17 protein-coding genes and 3 pseudogenes are annotated in these 20,937 nt (G+C 68.6%); 10 read left to right on the top strand and 10 right to left on the bottom strand.

All coding sequences use genetic code 11. The features are described 5' to 3' along the window. The first annotated feature begins 32 nt into the window (after positions 1-32). Both KN815_RS23550 and KN815_RS23545 read left to right on the top strand, forming a co-directional pair. Complete coding sequence (locus tag KN815_RS23550; protein ID WP_216343925.1) at positions 33-1,220, top strand: CE1758 family FMN-dependent luciferase-like monooxygenase; 1,188 nt, start codon at positions 33-35, stop codon at positions 1,218-1,220. A 99-nt stretch (positions 1,221-1,319) separates the two neighbouring features. Next, entirely contained in the window at positions 1,320-2,066 is a 747-nt protein-coding gene (locus KN815_RS23545; RefSeq protein WP_216343924.1) for a CE1759 family FMN reductase, read from the top strand. Between the two features lie 105 nt (positions 2,067-2,171). On the opposite strand, the gene KN815_RS23540 is transcribed toward KN815_RS23545, so the two are convergent. Further along, a complete protein-coding gene (locus tag KN815_RS23540) occupies positions 2,172-2,687 on the bottom strand; it encodes a MarR family winged helix-turn-helix transcriptional regulator (protein WP_216343923.1) in 516 nt (171 codons plus the stop codon). Positions 2,688-2,916: 229 nt separating this feature from the next. Between KN815_RS23540 and KN815_RS23535 the strand changes: the two genes are divergently transcribed. From KN815_RS23535 to KN815_RS50645, 3 genes are all read left to right on the top strand, one after another. Then, complete coding sequence (locus KN815_RS23535; protein ID WP_216343922.1) at positions 2,917-3,477, top strand: ester cyclase; 561 nt, start codon at positions 2,917-2,919, stop codon at positions 3,475-3,477. 356 nt (positions 3,478-3,833) lie between these two features. Beyond that, complete coding sequence (locus tag KN815_RS50650; protein ID WP_253209188.1) at positions 3,834-5,528, top strand: AAA family ATPase; 1,695 nt, start codon at positions 3,834-3,836, stop codon at positions 5,526-5,528. Further along, complete coding sequence (locus tag KN815_RS50645) at positions 5,422-6,591, top strand: helix-turn-helix transcriptional regulator (RefSeq protein WP_253209187.1); 1,170 nt, start codon at positions 5,422-5,424, stop codon at positions 6,589-6,591. Before KN815_RS50650 ends, KN815_RS50645 begins: the two co-directional genes overlap by 107 nt. Before the next feature lie 27 nt (positions 6,592-6,618). Here the strand turns inward: KN815_RS50645 and KN815_RS23525 are convergent, their stop codons facing one another. Beyond that, entirely contained in the window at positions 6,619-7,047 is a 429-nt protein-coding gene (locus KN815_RS23525; RefSeq protein ID WP_216343921.1) for a universal stress protein, read from the bottom strand. A gap of 246 nt (positions 7,048-7,293) precedes the next feature. Next, positions 7,294-7,932: an isochorismatase family protein gene (locus KN815_RS23520; RefSeq protein ID WP_216343920.1), complete on the bottom strand. Its 639-nt coding sequence runs from the start codon at positions 7,930-7,932 to the stop codon at positions 7,294-7,296. A gap of 486 nt (positions 7,933-8,418) precedes the next feature. Between KN815_RS23520 and KN815_RS23515 the strand changes: the two genes are divergently transcribed. The 4 genes and pseudogenes from KN815_RS23515 to KN815_RS23500 all read left to right on the top strand — a co-directional run bounded on the left by KN815_RS23515 (position 8,419) and on the right by KN815_RS23500 (position 11,775). Then, complete coding sequence (locus KN815_RS23515) at positions 8,419-9,054, top strand: isochorismatase family protein (protein WP_216343919.1); 636 nt, start codon at positions 8,419-8,421, stop codon at positions 9,052-9,054. A 158-nt stretch (positions 9,055-9,212) separates the two neighbouring features. Beyond that, a pseudogene (locus KN815_RS23510) lies at positions 9,213-9,982 on the top strand (SDR family NAD(P)-dependent oxidoreductase). Positions 9,983-10,269: 287 nt separating this feature from the next. Further along, positions 10,270-11,019 carry a 5-oxoprolinase subunit B family protein gene (locus KN815_RS23505; RefSeq protein ID WP_253209186.1) on the top strand — a complete coding sequence of 250 codons (750 nt, stop codon included), beginning with the start codon at positions 10,270-10,272 and terminating at the stop codon, positions 11,017-11,019. 39 nt (positions 11,020-11,058) lie between these two features. Continuing rightward, positions 11,059-11,775: an IS6 family transposase gene (locus KN815_RS23500; protein ID WP_216343917.1), complete on the top strand. Its 717-nt coding sequence runs from the start codon at positions 11,059-11,061 to the stop codon at positions 11,773-11,775. Positions 11,776-11,906: 131 nt separating this feature from the next. Here the strand turns inward: KN815_RS23500 and KN815_RS23495 are convergent, their stop codons facing one another. The 6 genes and pseudogenes from KN815_RS23495 to KN815_RS23470 all read right to left on the bottom strand — a co-directional run. Then, positions 11,907-12,227: a NucA/NucB deoxyribonuclease domain-containing protein gene (locus KN815_RS23495; protein ID WP_253209185.1), complete on the bottom strand. Its 321-nt coding sequence runs from the start codon at positions 12,225-12,227 to the stop codon at positions 11,907-11,909. A 175-nt stretch (positions 12,228-12,402) separates the two neighbouring features. Continuing rightward, complete coding sequence (gene istB, locus KN815_RS23490; protein ID WP_216343916.1) at positions 12,403-13,194, bottom strand: IS21-like element helper ATPase IstB; 792 nt, start codon at positions 13,192-13,194, stop codon at positions 12,403-12,405. After that, a pseudogene (locus KN815_RS23485) lies at positions 13,194-14,064 on the bottom strand (Mu transposase domain-containing protein); the annotation flags it as partial. The pseudogene KN815_RS23485 and the gene istB, both read right to left, overlap by 1 nt. Before the next feature lie 396 nt (positions 14,065-14,460). Beyond that, on the bottom strand, positions 14,461-16,596 hold the full coding sequence (locus KN815_RS23480) for a tyrosine-type recombinase/integrase (protein ID WP_253209184.1): 2,136 nt from the start codon (positions 16,594-16,596) through the stop codon (positions 14,461-14,463). A 305-nt stretch (positions 16,597-16,901) separates the two neighbouring features. Then, a complete protein-coding gene (locus KN815_RS23475) occupies positions 16,902-18,077 on the bottom strand; it encodes a tyrosine-type recombinase/integrase (RefSeq protein WP_253209183.1) in 1,176 nt (391 codons plus the stop codon). Between the two features lie 95 nt (positions 18,078-18,172). Continuing rightward, positions 18,173-18,826: pseudogene (locus KN815_RS23470) on the bottom strand (transposase); the annotation flags it as partial. Between the two features lie 323 nt (positions 18,827-19,149). On the opposite strand from KN815_RS23470, the gene KN815_RS23465 reads away from it, so the two are divergent. Next, a complete protein-coding gene (locus KN815_RS23465) occupies positions 19,150-19,623 on the top strand; it encodes a hypothetical protein (protein WP_216343915.1) in 474 nt (157 codons plus the stop codon). A gap of 987 nt (positions 19,624-20,610) precedes the next feature. Here KN815_RS23465 and KN815_RS23460 read toward each other — a convergent pair. Continuing rightward, on the bottom strand, positions 20,611-20,937 hold a 327-nt coding region (locus KN815_RS23460), incomplete at its 5' end, for a transposase (protein ID WP_216343914.1).

Raw genomic sequence — 20,937 nt, 5'->3', positions numbered from 1 at the left:
GCCCGTGCAGGCAACCGTGAAAGGCGGACACCATGCAATTCGGAATCTTCTCGGTCGGTGACATCGCACCCGACCCGGTCACCGGCTACACCCAGAGTGAGGCGGAGCGCATCAGCAACATTGTCCGCGTGGCGCAGCGGGCCGACGAGGTCGGCCTGGACGTGTTCGCGCTGGGGGAGCACCACAACCCGCCGTTCATCCCGTCCTCGCCCACCACCCTGCTGGCGCACATCGCGGCGCTGACCGAACGCATCATCCTCAGCACCTCGGTCACGCTCGTGACCACGAACGACCCGGTGAAGCTCGCTGAGGACTACGCCATGCTCCAGCACGTGGCGAAGGGACGTCTCGACCTCATGGTGGGGCGCGGCAACACGGTGCCGGTCTATCCGTGGTTCGGAAAGGACATCCGCAAGGGGGTGGCCCTGGCCCTGGAGAACTACAACCTGCTGCACCGGCTGTGGCGGGAGGACGTGGTCGACTGGGAGGGCGAGTTCCGCACCCCGTTGCAGGGCTTCACCTCGACCCCACGGCCGCTGGACGATGTGCCACCCTTCGTCTGGCACGGCTCGATCCGCACTCCCGAGATCGCCGAACAGGCCGCCTATTACGGCAACGGCTTCTTTGCCAACCACATCCTGGCGCCCAACTTGCACTTCAAACCGCTCGTGGAATTCTACCGGGCTCGGTTCGAGCACTACGGGCACGGCACGAAGGAGCAAGCGATCGTCGGGCTCGGAGGGCAGGCGTTCATCGCCCGGCGTTCCCAGGACGCCGTGAACACCTTCCGGCCCTACTTCGAGGAATACCCGGTATTCAAGGGCAGTTCACTCGATGACTACATGGCCCGCACCCCGTTGACCGTTGGCAGCCCGCAGCAGGTCATCGACAAGGTCCTTACCTTCCAGCAGGGCTTCGGCGACTACCAGCGCCAGCTCTTCGCGGTCGACGGCATGGCCCTGCCCGTCGAAATGGCGCTGGAACAGGTGGAGCTGCTGGGCACCGAGGTCGTCCCGGTGCTGCGCAAGGAGATGGCCTCCAGGCGCGCCCCCGGGGTGCCCGACGCCCCCACGCACGCCACCCTGGTCACGGACAAGTACGGCGACGCCGAGCCCCGTCGGCCGCGCCCGAACCCCAACCGCGGCGACAACCTCTCCGGCGCGTCGCCGTATCAGGACAGCGACCCGGCCGTGCAGGCCAACTTCCCGCAGGTCCTGTGACCTCGGTGCGCGGTGCGGTGCCGTGCCGCACGCACACGTGCCGCACGCGCACCGCATGAAGCCGAAGCCAGGGACGAAACAGAGGAACCGGAACCCCGCATGCAGCCACACCCTGCCCAGCAGCACGATTCCCCCGACCCGGATGCGCCCGTGGGACTGGTCGTCGTCAGCGCCGGGGTCAGCAATCCCTCGGCCACCCGCCTGCTCGCGGACCGGGCGGCGCAGAAGGCCGTGGACCTGCTTCGTGCGTCCGGCACGCCCGCGACCGTCGGCGTCATCGAACTGGGACCGCTCGCGGTCGACATCGCCCAGGCGATCGTCTCGGGATTTCCCGGCGAGCGCCTTCAAGCCGCCTTCGAACGGCTGGCCGCCGCCGACGCCGTCATCGCCAGTACGCCCGTCTACAAGGCGGGCATCAGCGGACTGTTCAAGTCGTTCGCCGATGTCCTCGACAACGACCTGCTCATCGCCAAGCCCGTCATTCTCGCCGCCACCGCCGGCACCGCGCGGCACGCCATGGTGGTCGACGAGCAACTCCGGCCCCTGTTCGCGTTCCTGCGCGCTCTCCCCGTACCCACATCCCTCTTCGCCGCGTCCGAGGACTGGGGGGACCGCGCGCTCAGCAGCCGGATCGAACGAGCCGCCACCGAAGCCGTGCTCCTGCTGCGCGCCGACGTCGGCCGGTCCATCGCCGACAGGGCCTGGAACGGTTATCAGCACCAGTTCGGCGGCAATGCCACCCGTGCCGAACACCGCGTCACCGACGTCGACTTCAGCACCGACCTCATGCGGCTCGCCACAGGCGGACGACGCGATGACGATGCAGGCGATCACCACGACGGATGACCCGCGTCGTGCAGCGTCTCGACCAACTCGGTGCACTGTGCGCCGTCTTGGTTGTGCGCTGCGCCGTTGATCTGCTCTGGCTCCACCTGGGCCGGGACGCCTGGTTCAGCCTTGTCGGCCACCGGACGTGGAGTTTGCGGCCGGAGTTCGGTTGGGTGCGAGGTCAGCGGTGGCCACATGGCGAAGCGCGTTGGTGAGTCCGCTGATGTCATGGCCGGCGAAGTGGTCGACGAGTTGGCGTCGCACGCTGGTGAGAAACGCGGGCCAGGCGTGTTCCAGGCGGGCGAGGCCGGCGTCGGTCAGGACGGCATTCCAGCCGCGTTTGTCCTGAGCGGACTTGGTGCGCTCGACCCAGCCCTGCTTCTCGAGGCGGGTGACGACGCGGGTCATCCCGCTGAGGGAGAGGCAGCAGGCGGCGGCGAGCTCGTTCATGCGCATTGCTCTGTCCGGCGCCTCGGACAGGTGCATCAGGGGTGTGTACTCGGAGAGCGGAAGCCGGGCTTCGCGCATGATGTCGGCGTCCACCGCGCGAGGCAGGGCCAGCATGACGCGGCTCAGCTCACGGACGAACGCTTCCTCGGCCGGGGTGAGGGGCTGCAGCGGTGGCTGGTCGGAGGTCATGGCCTCACTGTAACCCCTTGACGCGTCAAGCGATCGGGTGTGTACTTGACGCATCAAGGAAGTGCTTGACCGGGCAAGTATCTCAGTGGCTGCTCGTGAACAGAGTGGAGAGGACTCCACGACCAAGATCGGCATCGTCCTCCTGCTCGACGAGGTCTGCCCCCTGGCTGGCCCTCCCCCCGGCGAACCCACCGCCAACGCATCCGCAATACACCACCAAGGAGCCCTCATGACTGAGAACAAGCCTGCCGAGGCCGCAGCCGTGCCCAACCGGCGCGGAGTGATCGGCACCCTTGCCGCCCTCGGCTCCGCCGCAACCCTCGCGGCGGTCGCCACTCCGGCCGTGGCGCAGGGCGGGGGAGCCCACGAGGAGCGGTCCCGGTCCCGCCATCCGTCGCCGCGCCAGCTCATGGCGGCGTTCTATGCCACCTACAACGGCGACCTGGCCGCGGGCTTCGAGCGGTACATCTCGAAGGACCTCGTGCTGTACGGGTTCGACGGCCCCAACACCCGCGACGCGTGGGTCGCCGGCGACCTCGAACTGCAGTCTTCGCTCTCCGGCTTCCGGATGGACGTCTACGACCAGATCACGGAGGGTGAGAAAGTCGTCACCCGCTGGCGCATCGGTGGGGTCCACACGGGGACGATTCTGGGGATCCCCCCGTCTGGTCTCGAAGTCCACCTCACCGGTATCTCCATCGACCGCGTCGAAGGCATCCAGTCCGTCGAGCACTGGTCGGAGGGCAACTTCGGACGGTTCCTGGACACCATCAGTGGCAAGAGCGCCTGACGCACCGCGATCGGTCGGATCCCGGGCCTCCTCCACGGGGAGGCTCAGGGGAGGGTGCCTGCGCGCCAGGGGGACCCGGGCACGGGGCCAGGGACCCCCGCGGGCGGCAGACGGGGCCCGGTCGAGCGCGGTGGTCCACGAGGTGACAGCACCTCGACCCGCCCATCGAACCCGAGCCGGAGGCACCCCATGCCCCCCCATCGCCGGTTCGCCGTAGCCGCCGGGCCGCGGTGCGCACCACCTGGCACACCGTGCCCTCTCGATCCCTCCCCGCCTGCCTTCGTGCCCGGCAGGACCACACGCCCCTACGATCGCCGGCACCGCCCCGCTCCCGGCGACGGAAGCGGGCGAGAGCGATGACCGGCAGCGAATCGTGGACCCGACGGTCGCAGATCGTCGGCCGCATCCAGGACCTGCGCGAGGTGTGCGAATTCTTCGAGAGCGAATCCGGCCGCGGCCTGCACGTGGTCGGCGGTGTCGGCGTGGGCAAGACCACGCTGCTCGACGCCGTCGCCGAAGCGGTGGGGGAGTCCGGCACCCGCGTACTGCGCGCCGACGGAGTCGAGTTTGAGGCGAACGTCTCCTTCGCCGGACTGCACCAGATCCTGATGCCGGTCCGCGACGACATCGAGCGACTGCCATCCGAGTATCGCCGGCCGCTCATGGTCGCGCTCGGTTTCGGCAGCGGTCCCGCCCCGGATCAGTTGCTCCTGGTCAACGCGACCCTGGCCCTGTTGCGGCAGGTCGCCGCCGAGGCGCCACTCCTCCTGATCGTCGACGACCTTCCCTGGCTGGACCGGGCGAGCGCCGTGATCCTCGGCTTCGTCGCCCGTCGGCTGTCCGGCAGCCGGATCGGCTTCCTGGCCGCGTCCCGGACCGGCGGGGACAACATGTTCGACCGCAGTGGGCTGTACGAGATCGAGTTGGCGCCCCTCGACGACGACTCGGCACACCTCCTGCTCGCCGCCCGCTACCCGGGCCTGGCCGCCCGGGTCCGGGCGCGGGTGGTCGCCGAGGCGCGCGGCAATCCGCTGGCTCTGATGGAACTGCCCACGCAACTCAGCGGACCCCAGCGGACCGCTCAGGAGGAACTGCCGGCCGTACTGCCGCTGGGCGAGCGCCTGCAGGACCTGTTCGTCACGCGCGTCACCGCCCTGAGCGAGGACGTGCGTCGGCTGCTCCTGCTCGCCGCGCTGGAGGGCACCGGCGACCTCCGCGTCCTGCACCACGCCGCCGGCCCGGACAGCGCCCTCCTGACGGTGCTCGCCTGCGCCGAACGCGAACGTCTGGTCCGTACGGACAGCACCGCGCGGCGCATGACTTTCCGTCATCCGCTGATGCGCTCCGCGGTCGTGGAGGCTTCCACCCTGGCCGAGCGCCGTGCCGCGCACCTGGCCCTCGCCGACGCCCTGGGCGACCGGCCCGAGCGCCGGGCCTGGCACCTGGCCGAGGCGGCGATCGTACCGGACGAGCAGATCGCCGAACTGCTCGAGCAATCAGGGCACTTGGCCCTGCGCCGCAGCGACGCGGTCGGTGCCGCCACCGCCCTGATCCGGGCCGCCGATCTGAGCCCGGCGTCCGGCGACCGCGCGCGGCGCCTGGCCGAGGCGGCCTATCTCGGCGCCGAGGCGACCGGTGACGTCGCGGGTGCCTCGGAACTGCTGCGCCGGGCGCGGAGCGCCGATCCCGGCTCGAGCGCCGCCTTGTACGCGGCGGCCGCGACGGTGTACGTCCTCCTCAACAGCGAAGCCGACCTCTCCACCGCGCACCAGCTCCTGGTCGGCGCGATCGAAGCGGCCGGACCCGCCTACGACGCCGAGGATCCGGCACTTGTCGACGCGCTGCACACCCTGCAGTTGGTCTGCTGGTGGAGCGGCCGCGCTGACCTGTGGGCACCGTTCGTCGACACGGTGGGCCGGCTGAAACCGGCCCCGCCGCCACTGCTTGCCCTGGCCGTGCGGACCGGTCCGCGAATGGCTGCGTCGCACGCCCGATCCGACGGCGCTGGTCCGCGGCGCGACCGCGACGATCTATCTCGACCGGGTCGGTGAACTGCACGACCGGCTCCGAGAGTTGGTGCATCAGGGCCGGGAAGGCGGCGGACAGGTGCGCCGCCACCTCGGGGCGCTGATGCACCTATGCATGGAGGACTTCCTGACCGGTGAGTGGGAGGAGGCACAGCGACTCGCCGACGAGGGAGCGGTGCTGTGCGACACCGAATACCCGTTCTTCGCCTGGTACTTCCAGTACAACCAGGTGCTCCTGCACGGGGCGCGCGGTGAGACCGAAGCGGGTGACGCACTGGCCGAACAGATGGTGCGCTGGGGGACGCGCCGCGGCGTCGGCGCGGCCGTGGCCTTCGCCCAGCAGGCGCGGACCCTGGTCGCCGTGGGCAGCGGAGACTACGAGGCGGCCTACCGCCATGCGACCGCCCTCACCCCGGCCGGGTGCCTGGCCCCGTATGTCGCCCACGCGCTGTGGGGTGCGTACGACCTGATCGAGGCGGCCGTACGCACCGGCCGCGACGCCGAGGCCGCCGCGCATCTGCGGGCCCTGCGCGAACTGGGCGTCGACCGGCTGTCCGGCCGGAACGCGATGCTCGTGGCGGGCGCGGCCGGTCTGTGCGCGCCGGACGACGAGGCAGTGGCGCACTTCGAGGCCGCGCTGTCGGTACCGGGCGCGGACCGCTGGGTCTTCGAGGCGGCGCGGATCCGGCTGGCTCTCGGTGAGCGATTGCGACGTACGGGTGCCAAGGGCAGGGCCCGGGTACCACTGGCAGCGGCCTTGGACGCGTTCGCCCGGCTCGGGGCGGCGCCCTGGGCGGAGCGGGCCCGCGCGGAGCTACGCGCGTCCGGTCAGACGACCTTGCCCGAGGCCACCCGGACCCCGCTGACGCCGCAGGAGCTCGAGATTGCGCACCTGGCGGCGTCCGGCCTGAGCAACAAGCAGATCGGGGAGCGGCTCTACATTTCGCACCGGACCGTCGGGGCTCACCTGTACAAGGTGTATCCGAAACTCGGGATCACGACGCGGGCCGCCCTGCGGGATGCGTTGAACGCGCTGGACGACGGCGACTCGAGTCCCTTCCCTGTCCGGGCGTGGTCGTCGGACTGACCGGGGCCGCAAGGTGGCGACGGGGTATCAGTCCGTGCCCGGTTCCGGTGCGAGGAGCACGGCGATCCGGGTGGCATGGGCGGCGGCGTCGCTGACGCGCGGGTTGAAGAAGGCAGCGACCGCACCTCGGTGGTGCGGGCCGAGCACGAGAAGGTCCGCACCGACCCGCTCGGTGAACTGAGCGATGACATGAGGTACTTGACGGTCCATGGCACGGACGGTTTCGCCGTCGGCTCCGATGCCCATCTCGCGGAGAGCGGCGAGCGCTTCCTTGAGAGTTTCGTCGGCCTCGACGTCCTCCTCCAGACGTACGACGCTGTTCCAGGCGATCGCGGACGCGGCGACATGTACGACCTGGACTTTGGCACCGGTCAATCGGGCCATCTCACCGGCCGCGCGCAATGCGGAGTGCCGAGAGCGGCTCTGGTCGACGGCGACGACGATATTCCGGAACATGGGGTCCTTCCTTCTTCCCAGGCGCGCGACGGAGCGCGCCTGGGGTGATCTGCCTACGGACGTTATGCACCTGCGAGGTCGTGCTGGTGATGTTGCGTCGGGTGGCGACCCCGCCGTATTCGGGAGACACGGGCCGCTGCCACGACCCGTCCGATGAGCCCCGGGACGCCCTCCGGCATCCCGGGCCACACCGTCACTTCTCAGGTTCGACGCACAGCGGCTGCGAGGCGGGTAGCCGCCCTGCTGTTAGACCAGTCCCTTCGGCTCCGCGAACTGCGGGTCCCGCTTGTACGCCGCCCACTCCTCCTTGTACGGCACCCACAGCTCGCGGGCGGCTTCCGCGAGGGGCGACTTCCAGTCCCGGAACCACTCCGCCATCAACGCGATCGTGGTGACCGGCGCCGCCCCCGCCTGGACGAGCCTGAGCACCGACGTGTCGTGGATCTCCTTGGTCGCGTCACCCACCGCGTCCGCGACGAACGCGACCTGGTAACCGTCGGCCATCGCGTCGATCGCGGGGAAGGTCAGACACACGGACGTCACGATGCCCGCCATCACCACCTTCTTGCGGCCGGTCGCCTTGACCGCGTCGACGAAGGCGGCATCCTCCCAGGCATTCATCTGGGACCGGTCGATCTCCTCGACATCGGGCAGTTCCTTGCGGATGGTCGAGATGGTCGGCCCGTTGACCCCCATTTCGACGCCGACCGTGCTGAGCACCACCGGAATACCGATCGCCTGGGCGAATTTCGCAAGGTAGCGGGCATTGAGCTCGATGATCCGCCGATCCTGCTCGAAGATCAGATCGAGCACCCCGTCTTGGTAGTCGATCAGCGCGAGCATGCACTCCGACGCGTCGTAGATGGGCTGCTTCTTCCCACTCATCTCTTTGCCTCTCACATGGTGAGTCCCTCACTCGGCAGCCGGGGTCTCCATCGAGCCCCGCCCGCGCCTCGGTGAGTGCGGCGACTTTTCCGCCGTGCAGCGAGTTTCGGTGCGGCGACGTGTCTGCCACATCTGTCGTGCGACTGCGGTGCGACGGGTGCGTTCGGCATGGTCGTTCGACTGGGTCGAAGAGGAGTTGTACCGGCACCGGCCACTGCCGCGTGATCCGGTGACGATGCCCGTCACCGAGGGCGGGGAGATCGACTGGAGTGGCCCGGGCGGTGTCCGGCACACGGCTCTGCGATGGGGGCCGGTCCCCGGACAGACCTGGTCAGAGGTCCGGGCCCGGTCCGCGCCTACGTCATTCGACCGTCGCTCGCCTGCCGCGTATCGGCAGTTGTTCGACAGATGCGGCTGAAGCGGACGTTCACAAGACTCGGTTTTCAGCGGAAATCGCCGCTGCGCCAGCCGAAGAGGGAGACCACCGTGTCCGAGAACCAGAACGAACTCACCATCGAGAACTCCGCCGTCGTCCTGATCGACCACCAGCCGGCCATCGCGCTGGTGACCGCCCCGCCCTCGCAGACCGAGCTGGTCAACAATGTGGCCGGGCTCGCTCGTACGGCCAAGATCCTGGGCGTGCCGACCGTACTGACCACGGTCGGTGCGACCGGCGGCGCGTTGGACGACCCGATTTTCAAGGAGATCAGTGAGGCATTCCCGGACGTCAAGCCGATCGACCGGGTGACCACCAACGCCTGGTCGCACCCCGACGTACGCGCGGCGGTGGAGGCCACCGGGCGCCGGAAGCTGGTGATGGCGGGCCTGTCCACCGACGTCTGTCTCGCGCAGGCCGTCCTGGGCGCGCTCAAGGACGGGTACGAGGTGTACTTCGTGTCCGACTGCTCGGCCGGCGTCACCCCGGAGGCGCACGAGGACGCCAAGACGCGGCTCACCATGGCCGGCGCCAGGCCGATCAACTGGACCGCGCTGCTCAGCGAGTGGACTCCGGGCATCACCTCGCCGGAGCGGATCGCTCTCACCGACGTGCTGACGCGACACGGTGGTGCGGCGGCGCTGTGGACCAACTACGTCCTGGCGCAGGCATCCGACGGCAGGTGACAGCGCCCAGGTCCTGCAGTGACCGCTGTGGCTGGTGCTCGCCTCGGCCGCCGCCGCGAGGAGCGTCGCCTTCCGGCGCCGCGCGCCGGTAGGGCGGTGCGCCGGCGCCTGGGCAGGCACGTGGTTTCAGAACCGACATTGCTGAAGAGGAGAGCGAAATGCGTGGACTGAAGGACAAGGTGGCCGTCGTCGCCGGCGCGGCGCCGGGCAGCATCGGCGGCGCGACCGCCGTCCGGCTGGCCGAGGAAGGCATGACGGTGGTCGTGGCCGACCTGAACGAGACCGCCGCGCAGAAGGTCGCGGCGGAGATCCGGGCCACCGGGGGTGAAGCCACGGCCCGGCAGTTCGACATCACGAACGAGGATTCGTACGCCAGCCTAATCGACTTCGCCGTACGCACCTACGGACGGCTGGACGGACTGTACAACGTAGCGGCAGACCTGTCGCCGGCGACGATGAGCGCCGACGTCGATGTCACCTCGGTGCCGCTGGACCTCTGGCAGCGGACGATCGACATCACTCTGACCGGATACATGCTCGGCATTCGCCATGCGCTGCCGATCATGCTCCGCCAGGGCAGCGGATCGATCGTCAACACGATGTCGAGCTCGATCTGGGTGGGCGAGACGACGAAGGTTGCCTATCAGGCGCCAAGAGCGGCCTCGTGGGGCTCACGCGACACACGGCGAGTCTCGGGGGAAAGCAGGGGGTGCGCTGCAACCTGCTTTCCCCCGGCGTCACCCTCACGGCCTCGGCCCTGGCGACGACCACCGAGGAATGGCGGGGCGAGGCCCTGGCCTCCGTACGTTCCCCACGTCTCGGCAAGCCGGAGGACATGGCCGCGATGGTGGCGTTCCTCTTCTCGGACGACGCTGCCTTCGTCAATGGCCAGTCGTTCCTCGTCGACGGCGGCGCGCACTTCAACTGACGTACGGGCCCGGTGACTCGGTCGGCTTTGATCGACGCCGACCTCCGCCTGGTAGCGGACACCGGGATCCCGCTGCCCGGCAGTCGCAACGACTGCCGGGCCGTCACTATGCTGATGGTTGCCTTGACGGAGTTCGGCGGACGCGAAGGCAGGCAATGCCGAGGCCGCCAACACCAAGGTCGGCAGGAGCGCCTGAGATGGGCGGCGACATCGTGATCGCGGACTGCGGTGATTCGGCCGTTGTGGTCAAGGCGGTGGGCGGTGACCCCGCCCGCGCCTGACAGACCGTGCACGCTCTGGCCGACGCGTTCGAGGCGGCGCGGCCCGGCGGCGTATACGGCATCGTGCCCACGTACGACTCGCTGCTGATCGAGTTCGACTTTTTCCACACCGATCACACGACGGTACGGCGTGCCCTGCGGTACGAGGCCGACCGACTCGGTGAAGGGGCCTTTCCGACGACACTGTCCCGGCGCTTCGTGGTGCCGGTGGCGTACGGCGGTGAACACGGCCCCGATCTTCCCGTCGTCGCCGAGCAGTTGGGGCCGACCGAGCGCGAGGTGGTGGCGTTGCACTCCGCCGCTTCGCTCACGATCCGCTGCCTCGGAGCCCCGGCGGTGGCCCCGATGATGGACGGCCCCGCCTTCCCGAAGCCGGTCCCGAGGCTTGCCTCGCCGCGGACGAGCGTCGTGCCCGGCTCGATCGCGGTGGCCGGACGGCAGGCTGTCATCTCGCCCATGCCCTCGCCCGGCGGCTGGCCGCTGCTGGGGCGTACGCCACTGCGCGTCCTCGACCTCGACGCCGAGCCACTGGCCCCGTACCGGCCCGGCGACACATTCCAGTTCGTACCGATCGACCCGGGCAGTGGGACGAGCACGCCGGCACACCCCTGGCGGCTGCCCATGGCTGACACCCTGACCGTCCACCGGGCGGGCCTCGCCACCGTGCAGGACCTCGGCCGCTTCGGCCACTCCCACTACGGACTGCCGGTCAACGAAGCACTCGACCAGGCACTGTCACGTTGGTTGACCGGGTGAGATGGTCTTCGGGTTGGTCATGGTGGAGGGGGGTCGTCCGTGAAAGGCACGCCGTCATACAGGGGGCACCGGTACCCGGTCGAGGTGATCTCCCATTGCGTGTGGTTGTATTTCCGTTTCCCGCTCAGCTTCCGTGAGGTGGAGGAGCTGATGCTCCAGCGCGGCGTGATCGTCTCGTATGAGACCGTTCGCCGCTGGTGTGTGAAGTTCGGGCAGGCCTACGCCGACGGACTGCGCCGCCGCCGGCCACGGCCGGGGGATAAATGGCACTTGGACGAGGTCTTCATCAGGATCAACGGTGAGCTGAAATATCTGTGGCGGGCCGTCGACCAGGACGGCAACGTGCTGGACATCTGGATGCAGAACCGGCGGGACAAGGCCGCGGCCAGGCGTTTCTTCCGCCGCCTGTTGAAGAAGACCCGGGCGGTGCCGCGGGTGGTCGTCACGGACAAGCTCCGCTCCTACGGCGTCGCCCACCGCGAGGTCATGCCCTTCGTGGAGCACCGCTCCCACAAGGGCCTGAACAACCGGGCCGAGAACAGCCACCAGCCGACGAGTCAACGTGAACGGGCCATGAAGGGCTTCCGTAGCGTGGGCGGGGCCCAAAGGTTCCTGTCCGCGTTCAGCGGCATCTCGCCTCACTTCCGGCCTCACCGCCACCTGATGACCGCACATCACTACCGAGCCGAAATGACCGTCCGCTTCACCATCTGGGACCAGGTCACCGGCGCTGCCAGCCGACCCACCACGGCCTGACCACAGGCCCGGAACCCGGCACCACCACACCCCGACAAGCAGTCAGACACCCAAACGCCCAACAACGTGACAGTGCCGGAAGGGCCCCGAGCGCGCACCACGCGCCCGGGGCCCCGGAATGTGTCGAAGACCTACGTGATGGTGACGTAAAAGCCGTCGTCGTCGCCGTCGAGGATCCGGTTGAGCGTCATGAACTGGCCGAGCAGATTGCCGGCGTTGCCGTTGTCCTTCTTCGCCAGCGGAAGGACAGAGAAGTTGTTCTTCGGCGCGGAGGGCTCATATGTCGTCTGCGCGCAACCCTCATAGGTGGTGGCGAAAGGATACTCATCGCACTCCTCGCCGCCCCTGGCATAGTCATCGCCGAAGACCTTCTTGCAAGTGCTCACCGCCGTTGAGCGATTCTTCTTGCGCCGTGCGTTGTCGTGGTAGAGCCTGCGCAGGGGCGTCTGCACGGTCGATCCCGGCACTTTCTTATTGGCGTTGACGGGCTTGGTGGTGCCCGGCTTGGTGAAGGCGTGTCAACGGCCATTTGTAATCCCCGGTGGCGGCCAGATGTTCCACGCACTCATGGCCGACTTGGCGCCCCCGGTGGCGGCCAGATACCTCCCCACCGTTCTGAGGTCTCGTTCACCTCAGAGGCATCACCCCCTTCCCTGTGGTGGCCTCGGTGAGCCGGAAGGATTCACCCTGTGTGACGACGACGTGGGCATGGTGGAGAAGCCGGTCGACGGTCGCGGTGGCCAGGGTCTTCGGCATGATCTCGTCGAAGCCTGACGGGTGGAGGTTGCTCGAAACGGCCAAGGCCCGCCGTTCGTAGGCGGCATCGACCAGGCGGTAGAAGCCCTCGGCGGCGTCCGGTGAGACGGGCAGGAGTCCGATGTCATCCACGATGATTAGGTCGGTGCGGATCAACCGGGTCATCGCCCGGGCCAGGGAATCGTCGGCGCGATGACGGCGGACGAGGGCCCCGAGGTCTTCGATGGTGAACCAGGCGACGGTCAGGCCGGCTTCGACCGCGGTCTGTCCCAGCGCCTCCGCGAAGTGCGACTTCCCGGTGCCACTTGGGCCGCAGATGCAGAGGTTCTCCCGGCGCCCGACCCATTCCAGCGTCTTCAATGAGTCCTGGAGCTGGCAGGTTATGGAGGACTTGGTCTCGTCCCAGTCGCCGAAGGTCTTGCCCGCGGGGAACCCGGCTCGCTTGCGGCGGGTCCGCAGGTTCGCGGCATCGCGTCCGGCGGCTTCCTCGGCAAGGAGAACACGGACGACCTCGGCGGGATCCCAGCGTTGGGCCTTGGCGGTGGGGATCAGGTCGCTCAACGCCCGTCGCAGGTGTGGGAGTTTGAGCCGCTTGGTCAGCTCGATGGCCTCAGCCAGCGGATCGCCGTGGGTGCCGGAGATGGTGCGGATCGGGGTGGCCATCAGTGCTCGTCCTTGTCGTTCGTGATGCCGAAGCTGGACCAGGCGGAGGTGCCCGGCTGGAGGCTGTGCTGTTCGGTGGCCCGGCTGGGCTCGACCGACTCGAGTCCGGCCTGATAGCTGAGGATGGAGATGAGGTCGTTTTCCGCGAACCGCCCGGCGATCGCCGCGACCCCCAGAGCCCGGTCGACCTCGGCAACCGAGTGGAGCTTGGCCAGGGCGACGGCCTCGGCCATTTTCGGCTTGAGGCGTCGGGCTCCTGCGGCAGCCGCCTCGATCAGCCAGGAGGCGGCGCCCGGGCCCAGGGCGAGGAACGCTGCCTCTTCCGCGGTGTTCGCCCGCGGAGTGCGGTCGGCTTCCTTGTTCTCGCGGGGCGGATAGTGCTCGGCCTTGATCGACGGATGCCCCGGGGCAGAGCGGTCGTGCCGGGCGACCTCGGCGGGGCCGTCCTCGCCGACAGCGGTGACGATCAGCTCGTCGCCGTGGAAACGGGCCCAGACCCGGGTGTCGACCCAGGTGGTGCGGGACTGAATAGCGCACGCCCTCGACGGAGATGGTGGACTCCCAGTTCACCCGCCGCGTGGTGCCGAAGGTGACGGTGAAGGGCTCCTTGGGCAGCGGGTGCAGCCGTTGCTGTTCCTCGAGCAGGGCCTCGGCGGGCCTGTGGCGGCTGGCGCGGTGGACCCGGTTGTTGACCGTGTCGCAGAACTCCCGGCAGGCGGCCTCGAGTTGGCCCATCGTCTTGTACTGGGGCAGCAGGTTCGCCGAGGTGGGCACCAGGTCCGCCTTCGCGATGCGGACGGTCGCCTCGCTTCCGCCCTTCGTCTCGGGATCCGCCGGCAGGCAGGTGCGGATCGTCATGCCGTATTCTCTGAACTCGTGGTTGTCCACCTGAAATTGAGGGTATGGTCCGAGCGGTATCTGGATGTCGGCTCTGGCCGGAGATTCCATGCGCGTGTGCGCCTGGGGTGCCCAGTTTGCGTCGCCATCCAGCACGGTTCCCTTTCCGGGAAGAGTCCTGGAGGTTGACGCATGCCCGTGTGGCTGTCGCGCCCGTTTCTCGTTGCTTTGTGCCTGCTTCCTCTCCTGGCGGTCGTGTTGTTGTCCGCGCCGGCATGGCTGACGTGGCCCTTTCTTCCGTCCCAGCGGCAAGAAGTCGTGTTGGCGGTTCTTGACCGCCTTGTCCAGTGGACTCGGGCGGCAACGCCCCGTGCGAGTCACGACCGGTCCCGGGTGAACTGACGCTCCCTGTGCTTGATCAACACGGGGTCATTGGTCTGTTTGCGCGGCCGCCGCCTTGTGCGGAGTGGGGGTGCCGAGGTCGACAACGCTGTGGTTGCTGCAGCGGCGGTCGAGCTGGGCGAGTTTGTCTTCGGCGCCGACGAGGCTGACTCGCAGTCCCTCGACCTCGCCGAGCCAGCCCTCGCGCTCGGCCTCCGCGATGCGGGCATGGAGGTTGTCGCGGATCTCCACCAGCCGGCCGCGTTGGGCAGGGTCGGGCCAGAGCATGGGGCAGCGGACGCAGGCGTGTTCGTGGATGCAGGGGGTGCTGAACGAGCGGCCGCAGGTGCCGATGGAGACCTTGCGCCGCTCGAAGTGGCCGAGGAATTCGGTCCATTCCTCGTCGGTCGGGACGCGGTACTCATCGGCTGGCCGCATGGCTCGTCGGCGGGCCAGGAAGGCCAGGTGGGCTTGGACGGCCTCGTCGGGATAGACGGCCTTGTAGCCGAGGGTGACATTGATGTCCTGGTGTCCGGCGATGACCTGGGCGATGTGCGGGGGCAGGCCGCCGAGGACGGCGTCGGTGATGAACAGCCGGCGGAAGTCGTGCGGTGTGAAGTGCAACGGGCCGCCGGTGACGGAGTCTGTCAGCCCGGTGTGTGCGAGCGCGGTGGTGAGCATCTTCCGGATGGCGCCCGAGCTGATCGCCCGGTTCTCGTAGCCTCGGTGACGCTGGAAAAGTAGTGGTGCAGGCGGCAGCCAGGTGCGCTCGTAGTGGTCGTATGCGGGGACCAGGGGGACTCGGCCGTTCCTGTCGCGGACCCGGCGAATGATCGTGGAGAGGACCTCGGCGAGCTCGGGGCTGACGACCAGGAGTCGTTCCGTGTCGGTCTTGGACGGGACGATCTGCAGGAGCGGGATGAGTTCGCCGGTGGTGGGCAGCCGGTATTGGATCAGGCTGTGGTGGGAGAGCTCGGTGAGTTCCTCGACCCGGATGCCGGTGGCCCGCAGAACCTCGACGATGGCGAAGGCCCAGAAGGCGTGGTCCTCCTCGCGTCCGAGATCGCGTCGGTGCCCGGTGACGGGGTCCTCGGCCAGCACTTTGGCGGCCGCCGACCGGCGCGGGGCAACGCGTACCAATGTCTGCCCGGCGGCAGTGAACGTCTCGCCCGGTGCAGCGTCGCGGGCGGCAGCCAGCACGGCGGCAGCGTCCTTGCGCCGCTGGTCGACACTGCGGACCAGGACCGGCAGCACTGGCAGCCGCTCGCGGGTGCGGGCGTCCATCCGTGATTTGCGGCGCCGCTTGTCCTTCTTGCGGTTGATCTCCTCGCTGCCGATCGGGCAGGGGGCGACCCAGCCGGCCCAGCGCGCGGGATCTTCGACGGCCCAGTGCGCCAGGTCCAGGTAGAAGGCCCGCACTGGGGTGAGGCATTCGCGGTAGTTGGTCCGAGGTGCCTCGGTGGTGATCCGGCGGCCGTCGGGGGTGCGGACGGTCTTGGTGGTGGTGCGAAGCCGCTGCTTCCAGGCGTCGGCGACGTCGGTCGGCAGGTGCAGGCTGTCGATGCCTGGGTGGTGCCGTTCCAGGTCGGACCAGAACAGCTTGGCCAGGTAGTAGGACAGCGCATCCAGACTGTTGTAGTCCAGTGCCGGCTGGCGTTCTCGCAGGTAGTCGACGAGAAGGTCGCGGACGGGGCGGCATGCGATGCCGTAGCGGTCGATCAGCTCCTCGGGCGTGCGCTGTCCGCCCGTGCGCAGTTCGCGCAGCGTCGCCGGGGCCTGATCGTCGAAGACGTCCAGGTCGTGCAGGACCCGATAGAACAGGTGAGTGGCTCCGACGGAGGTGCCGCGTAATTCGGCCTCGATGTCCAGCAGCTCCAGGACGTCGCCCGGGACGATGTCGGCGATGATGCCGCCCTTGGCGACGAGGATCTGGGCAGCGCGGTAGGCGGTGCGGGTCGCCGCGGCCGTGTTGACGCCCGGATCCGTAGCGCAGCGTTCCCGCAGCCGGGCGAAGCCGGTCGGGTCGCGGTGCTGGGCGAGCATGCCGACGAGCGCGCTGCTGCGCAGCGACGAGGTGATCAGCCAGGGCAGTGAAGGCCGGACGAGGTCGGCGCAAAGAGCGGGGTGCACCGCCCGAAAGAAGGACTCCTGGCGCCAGGGGACCTCGTGCCCGCGCTCACGCATCCAACGCAGCGGGATTTCGCGCCAGTTGGCGCCGTCGTCGTCGACACCGCTGGCCAGCCAACGTTCCTGCCAGGTGGCGCCGGGCTGATCGGCCAGCCAGTCCAGCAGCAGGCCAAGCCCGAACTAGCGACCGTTGTTGTCGCAGGCCGGGGCGAAGGGCTCAGCGGCCAGCCGGCACCAGACCTCCTCGCGGTTCTGCCGGGTCGCGGGCCATGCATCCTCCCTCGGCCGGGCTCGGACCAACTCCGTGACCGGCCGCGGCGGTGAAGCCGCCGCGGACTGCGCGGCCTCCAGCGTCATGGCCATCAGCGGGCCGTCCCGAACAGCACGTCCAGCGACTCGGCCGAGTAACCAGGGGCAGCGGCGGGTGCGGTGCGAGCGGCGGCCTGTCTCGTCTGCTCAGCATGATGGGCCAGAAGCCGCCGGATGACCTCCTCCTTGCGGGGCGTGAGATAGATCTGAGTGGTGGTCAACTGCGCATGTCCAAGGACGAATTGGACATCAGTGAGCGGCAGGCCGGGGTCCTCTGCCATCCGGTAGGCGGCGGTGTGCCGCAGCGCATGCAGCGTCGCCGCGGTGCCGGCCTTGTTATTGGCCCGCTCGAACATCCGGTGGGCCGCGTGGTAGGTCAGCGGCCGTGACGGGTAGCGCAACGTCCACCACAGAGGAAGCCGCCGCCCCTTGGGGATCGTATCCTCAAGCTCCATCTGATAGAGCCGCAGCCAGACGAATGCATCCGTCGAGGCCGGAAGCTCCTGGACCTCGCCGGTGCCCTTGCGGACCACGCTGATCAGCTGGCGGCCCGGGTCGACCCCGCCCTGCCACGCGGACAGCAACTCGCTGGCCCGGGCACCGGTGGAAACGTAAAAGGCGACCAGGGCCCGGTCACGGTGAGAGGGCAGCCGAGCGAAGATCTCGTTGAACTCCGCGTCCGGGACGCTGCGAGGAATCCGCTGCGGCAGCCTCGGCCGGTAAAGCCCGATGCGCTCATTGCGCGGCGAATCCATCGGGTTGCGGTGAGCATGCGCTCGCCGCCCCCGACGCGAGCGATCCAGCGGAAACGGATTGAGGACCGGCCCGGTGCCAACATCGCGGTGGAAGTCGTAGAAGGTCCGCAGCACCGTCTCGCTGTGTGTACGGACCGACGTCGCGTACGGCTTCCCGCCGACAGCCCACCGACCATCCTGGTCCGGGCGCCGCCAGTGCCGACGGGACGGTTGCCCAGCAATCTGCAACCAGCGGGAGAAGTCCCTGGCCTCGATGCGCTCGGCGCGGTCCCACGGCACGTCGACAGCCCAAAGGAAGCGGAACCAGCGCAGCAGGTCCATCCCGTAGGAACGAGCCGTTGTCGCTGGCCGACCGGCCGCCTGCAGGTCCCGCAGGAAGGCACCAACTCCCTCAATCGGGGTCCCCTCCGGACCGACGAGCCGGTAGGGCTCCCACGGATCGTCCGTGGCCACCAGTTCGCCGATCAAGGGCACGGACAGGACCGACAGGTCTCTCGATGACTCCACGGCCAGCCCAACGACGATCCCGCCAAAGGGTCACTGACCTGCTAAGACGCCCCCAGTAGTTCAGTCAACGGGTAGTGCCGTCCGACCTCGACGATCTCCGGGTTGCGGACCGCGATGTTCGCGATGTGCTCGGTCGTGACGGTCTTCTCGTTGTCGGTCAGCGCATAGGTCGGGACCCCGCCGATCCGCCGCAGCGTGGCATCCAGGCAGGCCACGATCGTCGGCAGCGTCTTGTCGAACACCGGGATGACGACCCTAAACCGCGACCAAGCCAGCCATGCGCACCACAATGATGTACGTCTTCCGCCGATGCGCGGCCCCTCACCCCAGTCCCACTGCAGCCAGAGCGCCGGCTCGGCGATCCACGGTCGATAGACCCGGTGGTGGCCCGACCGCAGCCTCGCCTTCACCTCGGCGACCGCGCGGCGGGTGGTGCGATCCCCGCCGGTGAAGCCCATCGCAGTGATCCGCCGGTGCACGATGTCCGCGCGTATCCGCCCCTTCGAGGCGGCCACCAACTCCTCGATCTTGTCCATGAATTCGTCGATCGGGCGGGCCCGGTGCTGACGCTCGGCGGGGCGTTCGCCCGCCTCGCGCAACTTCACATAACGGGCCACCGTGTGGTGGTCGACGCCAGCCAGTTCGGCCGCGGCGCGGTAACTCCCCGTGAGGTCGTACGCCTCCAGGATTTCCATGATCTCCCTGCTGTTCTTCACACCGGCCAGCTTCGCTGGCCGGTGTCCGTCCAGGTCCGGGGAGGTATCCGGCCGCCAGTGGGGAAGCTCGCGGCCACAAAGTGCTAGATAAAAGACCGCCTACGGGGAGTATCCACAGGCCGCCGTCAAAGGCGTTCTTGATGTGCTGGGCGACAGCCCTTTCGGGTGCGCCCGCCTTGGTGCTGTAGACGAGCGGAACAAGGTAGGTGAACGCCGCTCCTCCCTGGGCTGGCTTGGAGAGATACTTGGCCTTGTCCCACCGGGGCGGGAGGAAGAACAGCGTTCCGCTCAGTTCACCGCCCGGCGTGTAGCCGGGAGGCGGAGTGATCGTGGCGGACGCCTCGAACACCGCGGCGATCGCGTCCGAGGGATTGGAGCCCTGCCCCGCGGCGGCGTTGAGGACAAGCGTGAATCCCGCGGGCTGCTGGGCAGCGATAGTGTCGAAGCTCCGCGCGCCAGGTACGGTGCCTGTCTGTTTCACATTCGCCGCGGCCGGCCACACCTGGGGGATCTTCACCGACGGCTTGATCATCAGGGCGGACGTCTCGACCTGGCCGGTCTTCTTCATCTCCGTGAAGTACTGCGTAATGCGGACATCGCGGCTGTCCTTGGCGATCGTCCCGATCGACAGGTACACGAACTGCGTCTCGCCCACGGGGCGCCCGTTCTTCGACCACACAGTGAAGAACACCGCGCCCGAGCACGAGGCGAAGCGCGACTTGAAGAAGCACCTCTTATCCGCCCCCAGACCTGTGATGCACTCCTTCGGTGTCATCGTGCGGGCCGGTTCCGGATAACTCACCGGCGGATCCGCCACCGCGGAACGCTGGCCGACGGCTCGCCCGTAGGTGGCCGCCGGGCCGACCACTTCCGGAGCCCGTTGAGCACCGGTGAACGCCTCCCTGCCAGCAGGGAGGCGCGGTGTACCTCCTGGCTGACGTAACGGCGAGGGAGGGAAGGCGTGTTCCCACCGGCAGGACACTCGTGTGTATTTCGAGGTCATCGCCGGATGCTGCCGCGGACGGCGATGCCAGCGGCAGAAGCGACGCGGCTGTAAGCGACCGCTCCGGGGAACGTGACGGTACGGCGTAGCGTGAATCTCATAACCTCACTCAACTGATCGGGCCGCATACCGGCGTAGTGCTGCGGGTTTCGCCGCCACATGAACTCGCCCGGCGCGGCACGGGACAACGGCATCCCGGGACGCCTGAAGAGATCCGGGATGCCCACACTTTCACCACACACACGTGAAAAATATTATGGTTTCGGACAATTGATGCCGGAGCGAGTCCGAATCGCCCATGCCGGGGGAGCGTTGACATCTGTAGACCAGACCCAGTGGTCCGGTAAGGCCTGCGCGACCTGATCAGAACCAAAACTCCCCGCACCACCCACCCGACCCCCGGGGCCGCACGCCCGCCGACCTGGTCGAACGCCAGTTCGCGGCACACGCACCGAACCATCTATGGGTCGCCGACATCACCTACATCCGCACCTTCCCCGGCTGGGTCTGCGCCGCCTTCGTCATCGACATCAGGCTCCAGGCCCCGGCTGCGCGGCCGGATCTCCGAAGCGGTCGCAGGGGGCGATCTGCTGCCGGTGTGGTTCGAGACAGCCCTTGGCCCGATGCCCCGCACCGTGACCCGAATACGTGAATGGAGGCCGTCACCGACTTGCTGGCCTACCGCATCACCTACCGGAATACCGCCCCCGTATCGACCCGCCCCCGCCAGCCGGCGCCTCACCACGCCCGAACCTGGCACGACTAGGACTTGTCCGGGCGATCATGTGCGGAGCCAAATGACGAGGGCGGCTGTGGTGGCGGTGCCGAGGAAGACGTAGCCGCGTTTGTCGTAGCGAGTGGCCACGGCCCGGGACTGTTTCAACCTGTTGATCGCCCGCTCGACCGTGTTGCGCTTGTTGTACCGCTCTTCGTCGAAGCCGGGTGGCCGTCCGCCGCGTGAGCCTTTGCGTAAGCGGGCGGCCTGGCTGTCGGTCTTCTCCGGGATGGTGTGCCGGATGCCCCGTCGTCGCAGGCAGTCGCGGCAGGGTCCGTTGCTGTAGGCCTTGTCGGCGGCGAGGCTGTCGGGCTTCGTGCGCGGTCTGCCCGG

Origin of the sequence: Streptomyces niphimycinicus, assembly GCF_018883605.1 — a bacterium.
Taxonomy (GTDB): Bacteria; Actinomycetota; Actinomycetes; order Streptomycetales; family Streptomycetaceae; genus Streptomyces; species Streptomyces niphimycinicus.
The sequence above is the reverse complement of the archived record's forward strand: the minus strand, read 5'-3'. Positions and strand labels throughout refer to the sequence as shown.

Bases quoted from the DNA above. Each gene is read 5' to 3' on its own strand.
- KN815_RS23550 (WP_216343925.1), top strand. From the start codon at position 33: ATGCAATTCGGAATCTTCTCGGTCGGTGACATCGCACCCGACCCGGTC.
- KN815_RS50650 (WP_253209188.1), top strand. From the start codon at position 3,834: ATGACCGGCAGCGAATCGTGGACCCGACGGTCGCAGATCGTCGGCCGC.
- KN815_RS23480 (WP_253209184.1), bottom strand. From the start codon at position 16,596: ATGCGTGAGCGCGGGCACGAGGTCCCCTGGCGCCAGGAGTCCTTCTTT.
- KN815_RS23535 (WP_216343922.1), top strand. From the start codon at position 2,917: ATGACTGAGAACAAGCCTGCCGAGGCCGCAGCCGTGCCCAACCGGCGC.
- KN815_RS23545 (WP_216343924.1), top strand. From the start codon at position 1,320: ATGCAGCCACACCCTGCCCAGCAGCACGATTCCCCCGACCCGGATGCG.
- KN815_RS23525 (WP_216343921.1), bottom strand. From the start codon at position 7,047: ATGTTCCGGAATATCGTCGTCGCCGTCGACCAGAGCCGCTCTCGGCAC.
- KN815_RS23520 (WP_216343920.1), bottom strand. From the start codon at position 7,932: ATGAGTGGGAAGAAGCAGCCCATCTACGACGCGTCGGAGTGCATGCTC.
- istB (WP_216343916.1), bottom strand. From the start codon at position 13,194: ATGGCCACCCCGATCCGCACCATCTCCGGCACCCACGGCGATCCGCTG.
- KN815_RS23540 (WP_216343923.1), bottom strand. From the start codon at position 2,687: ATGACCTCCGACCAGCCACCGCTGCAGCCCCTCACCCCGGCCGAGGAA.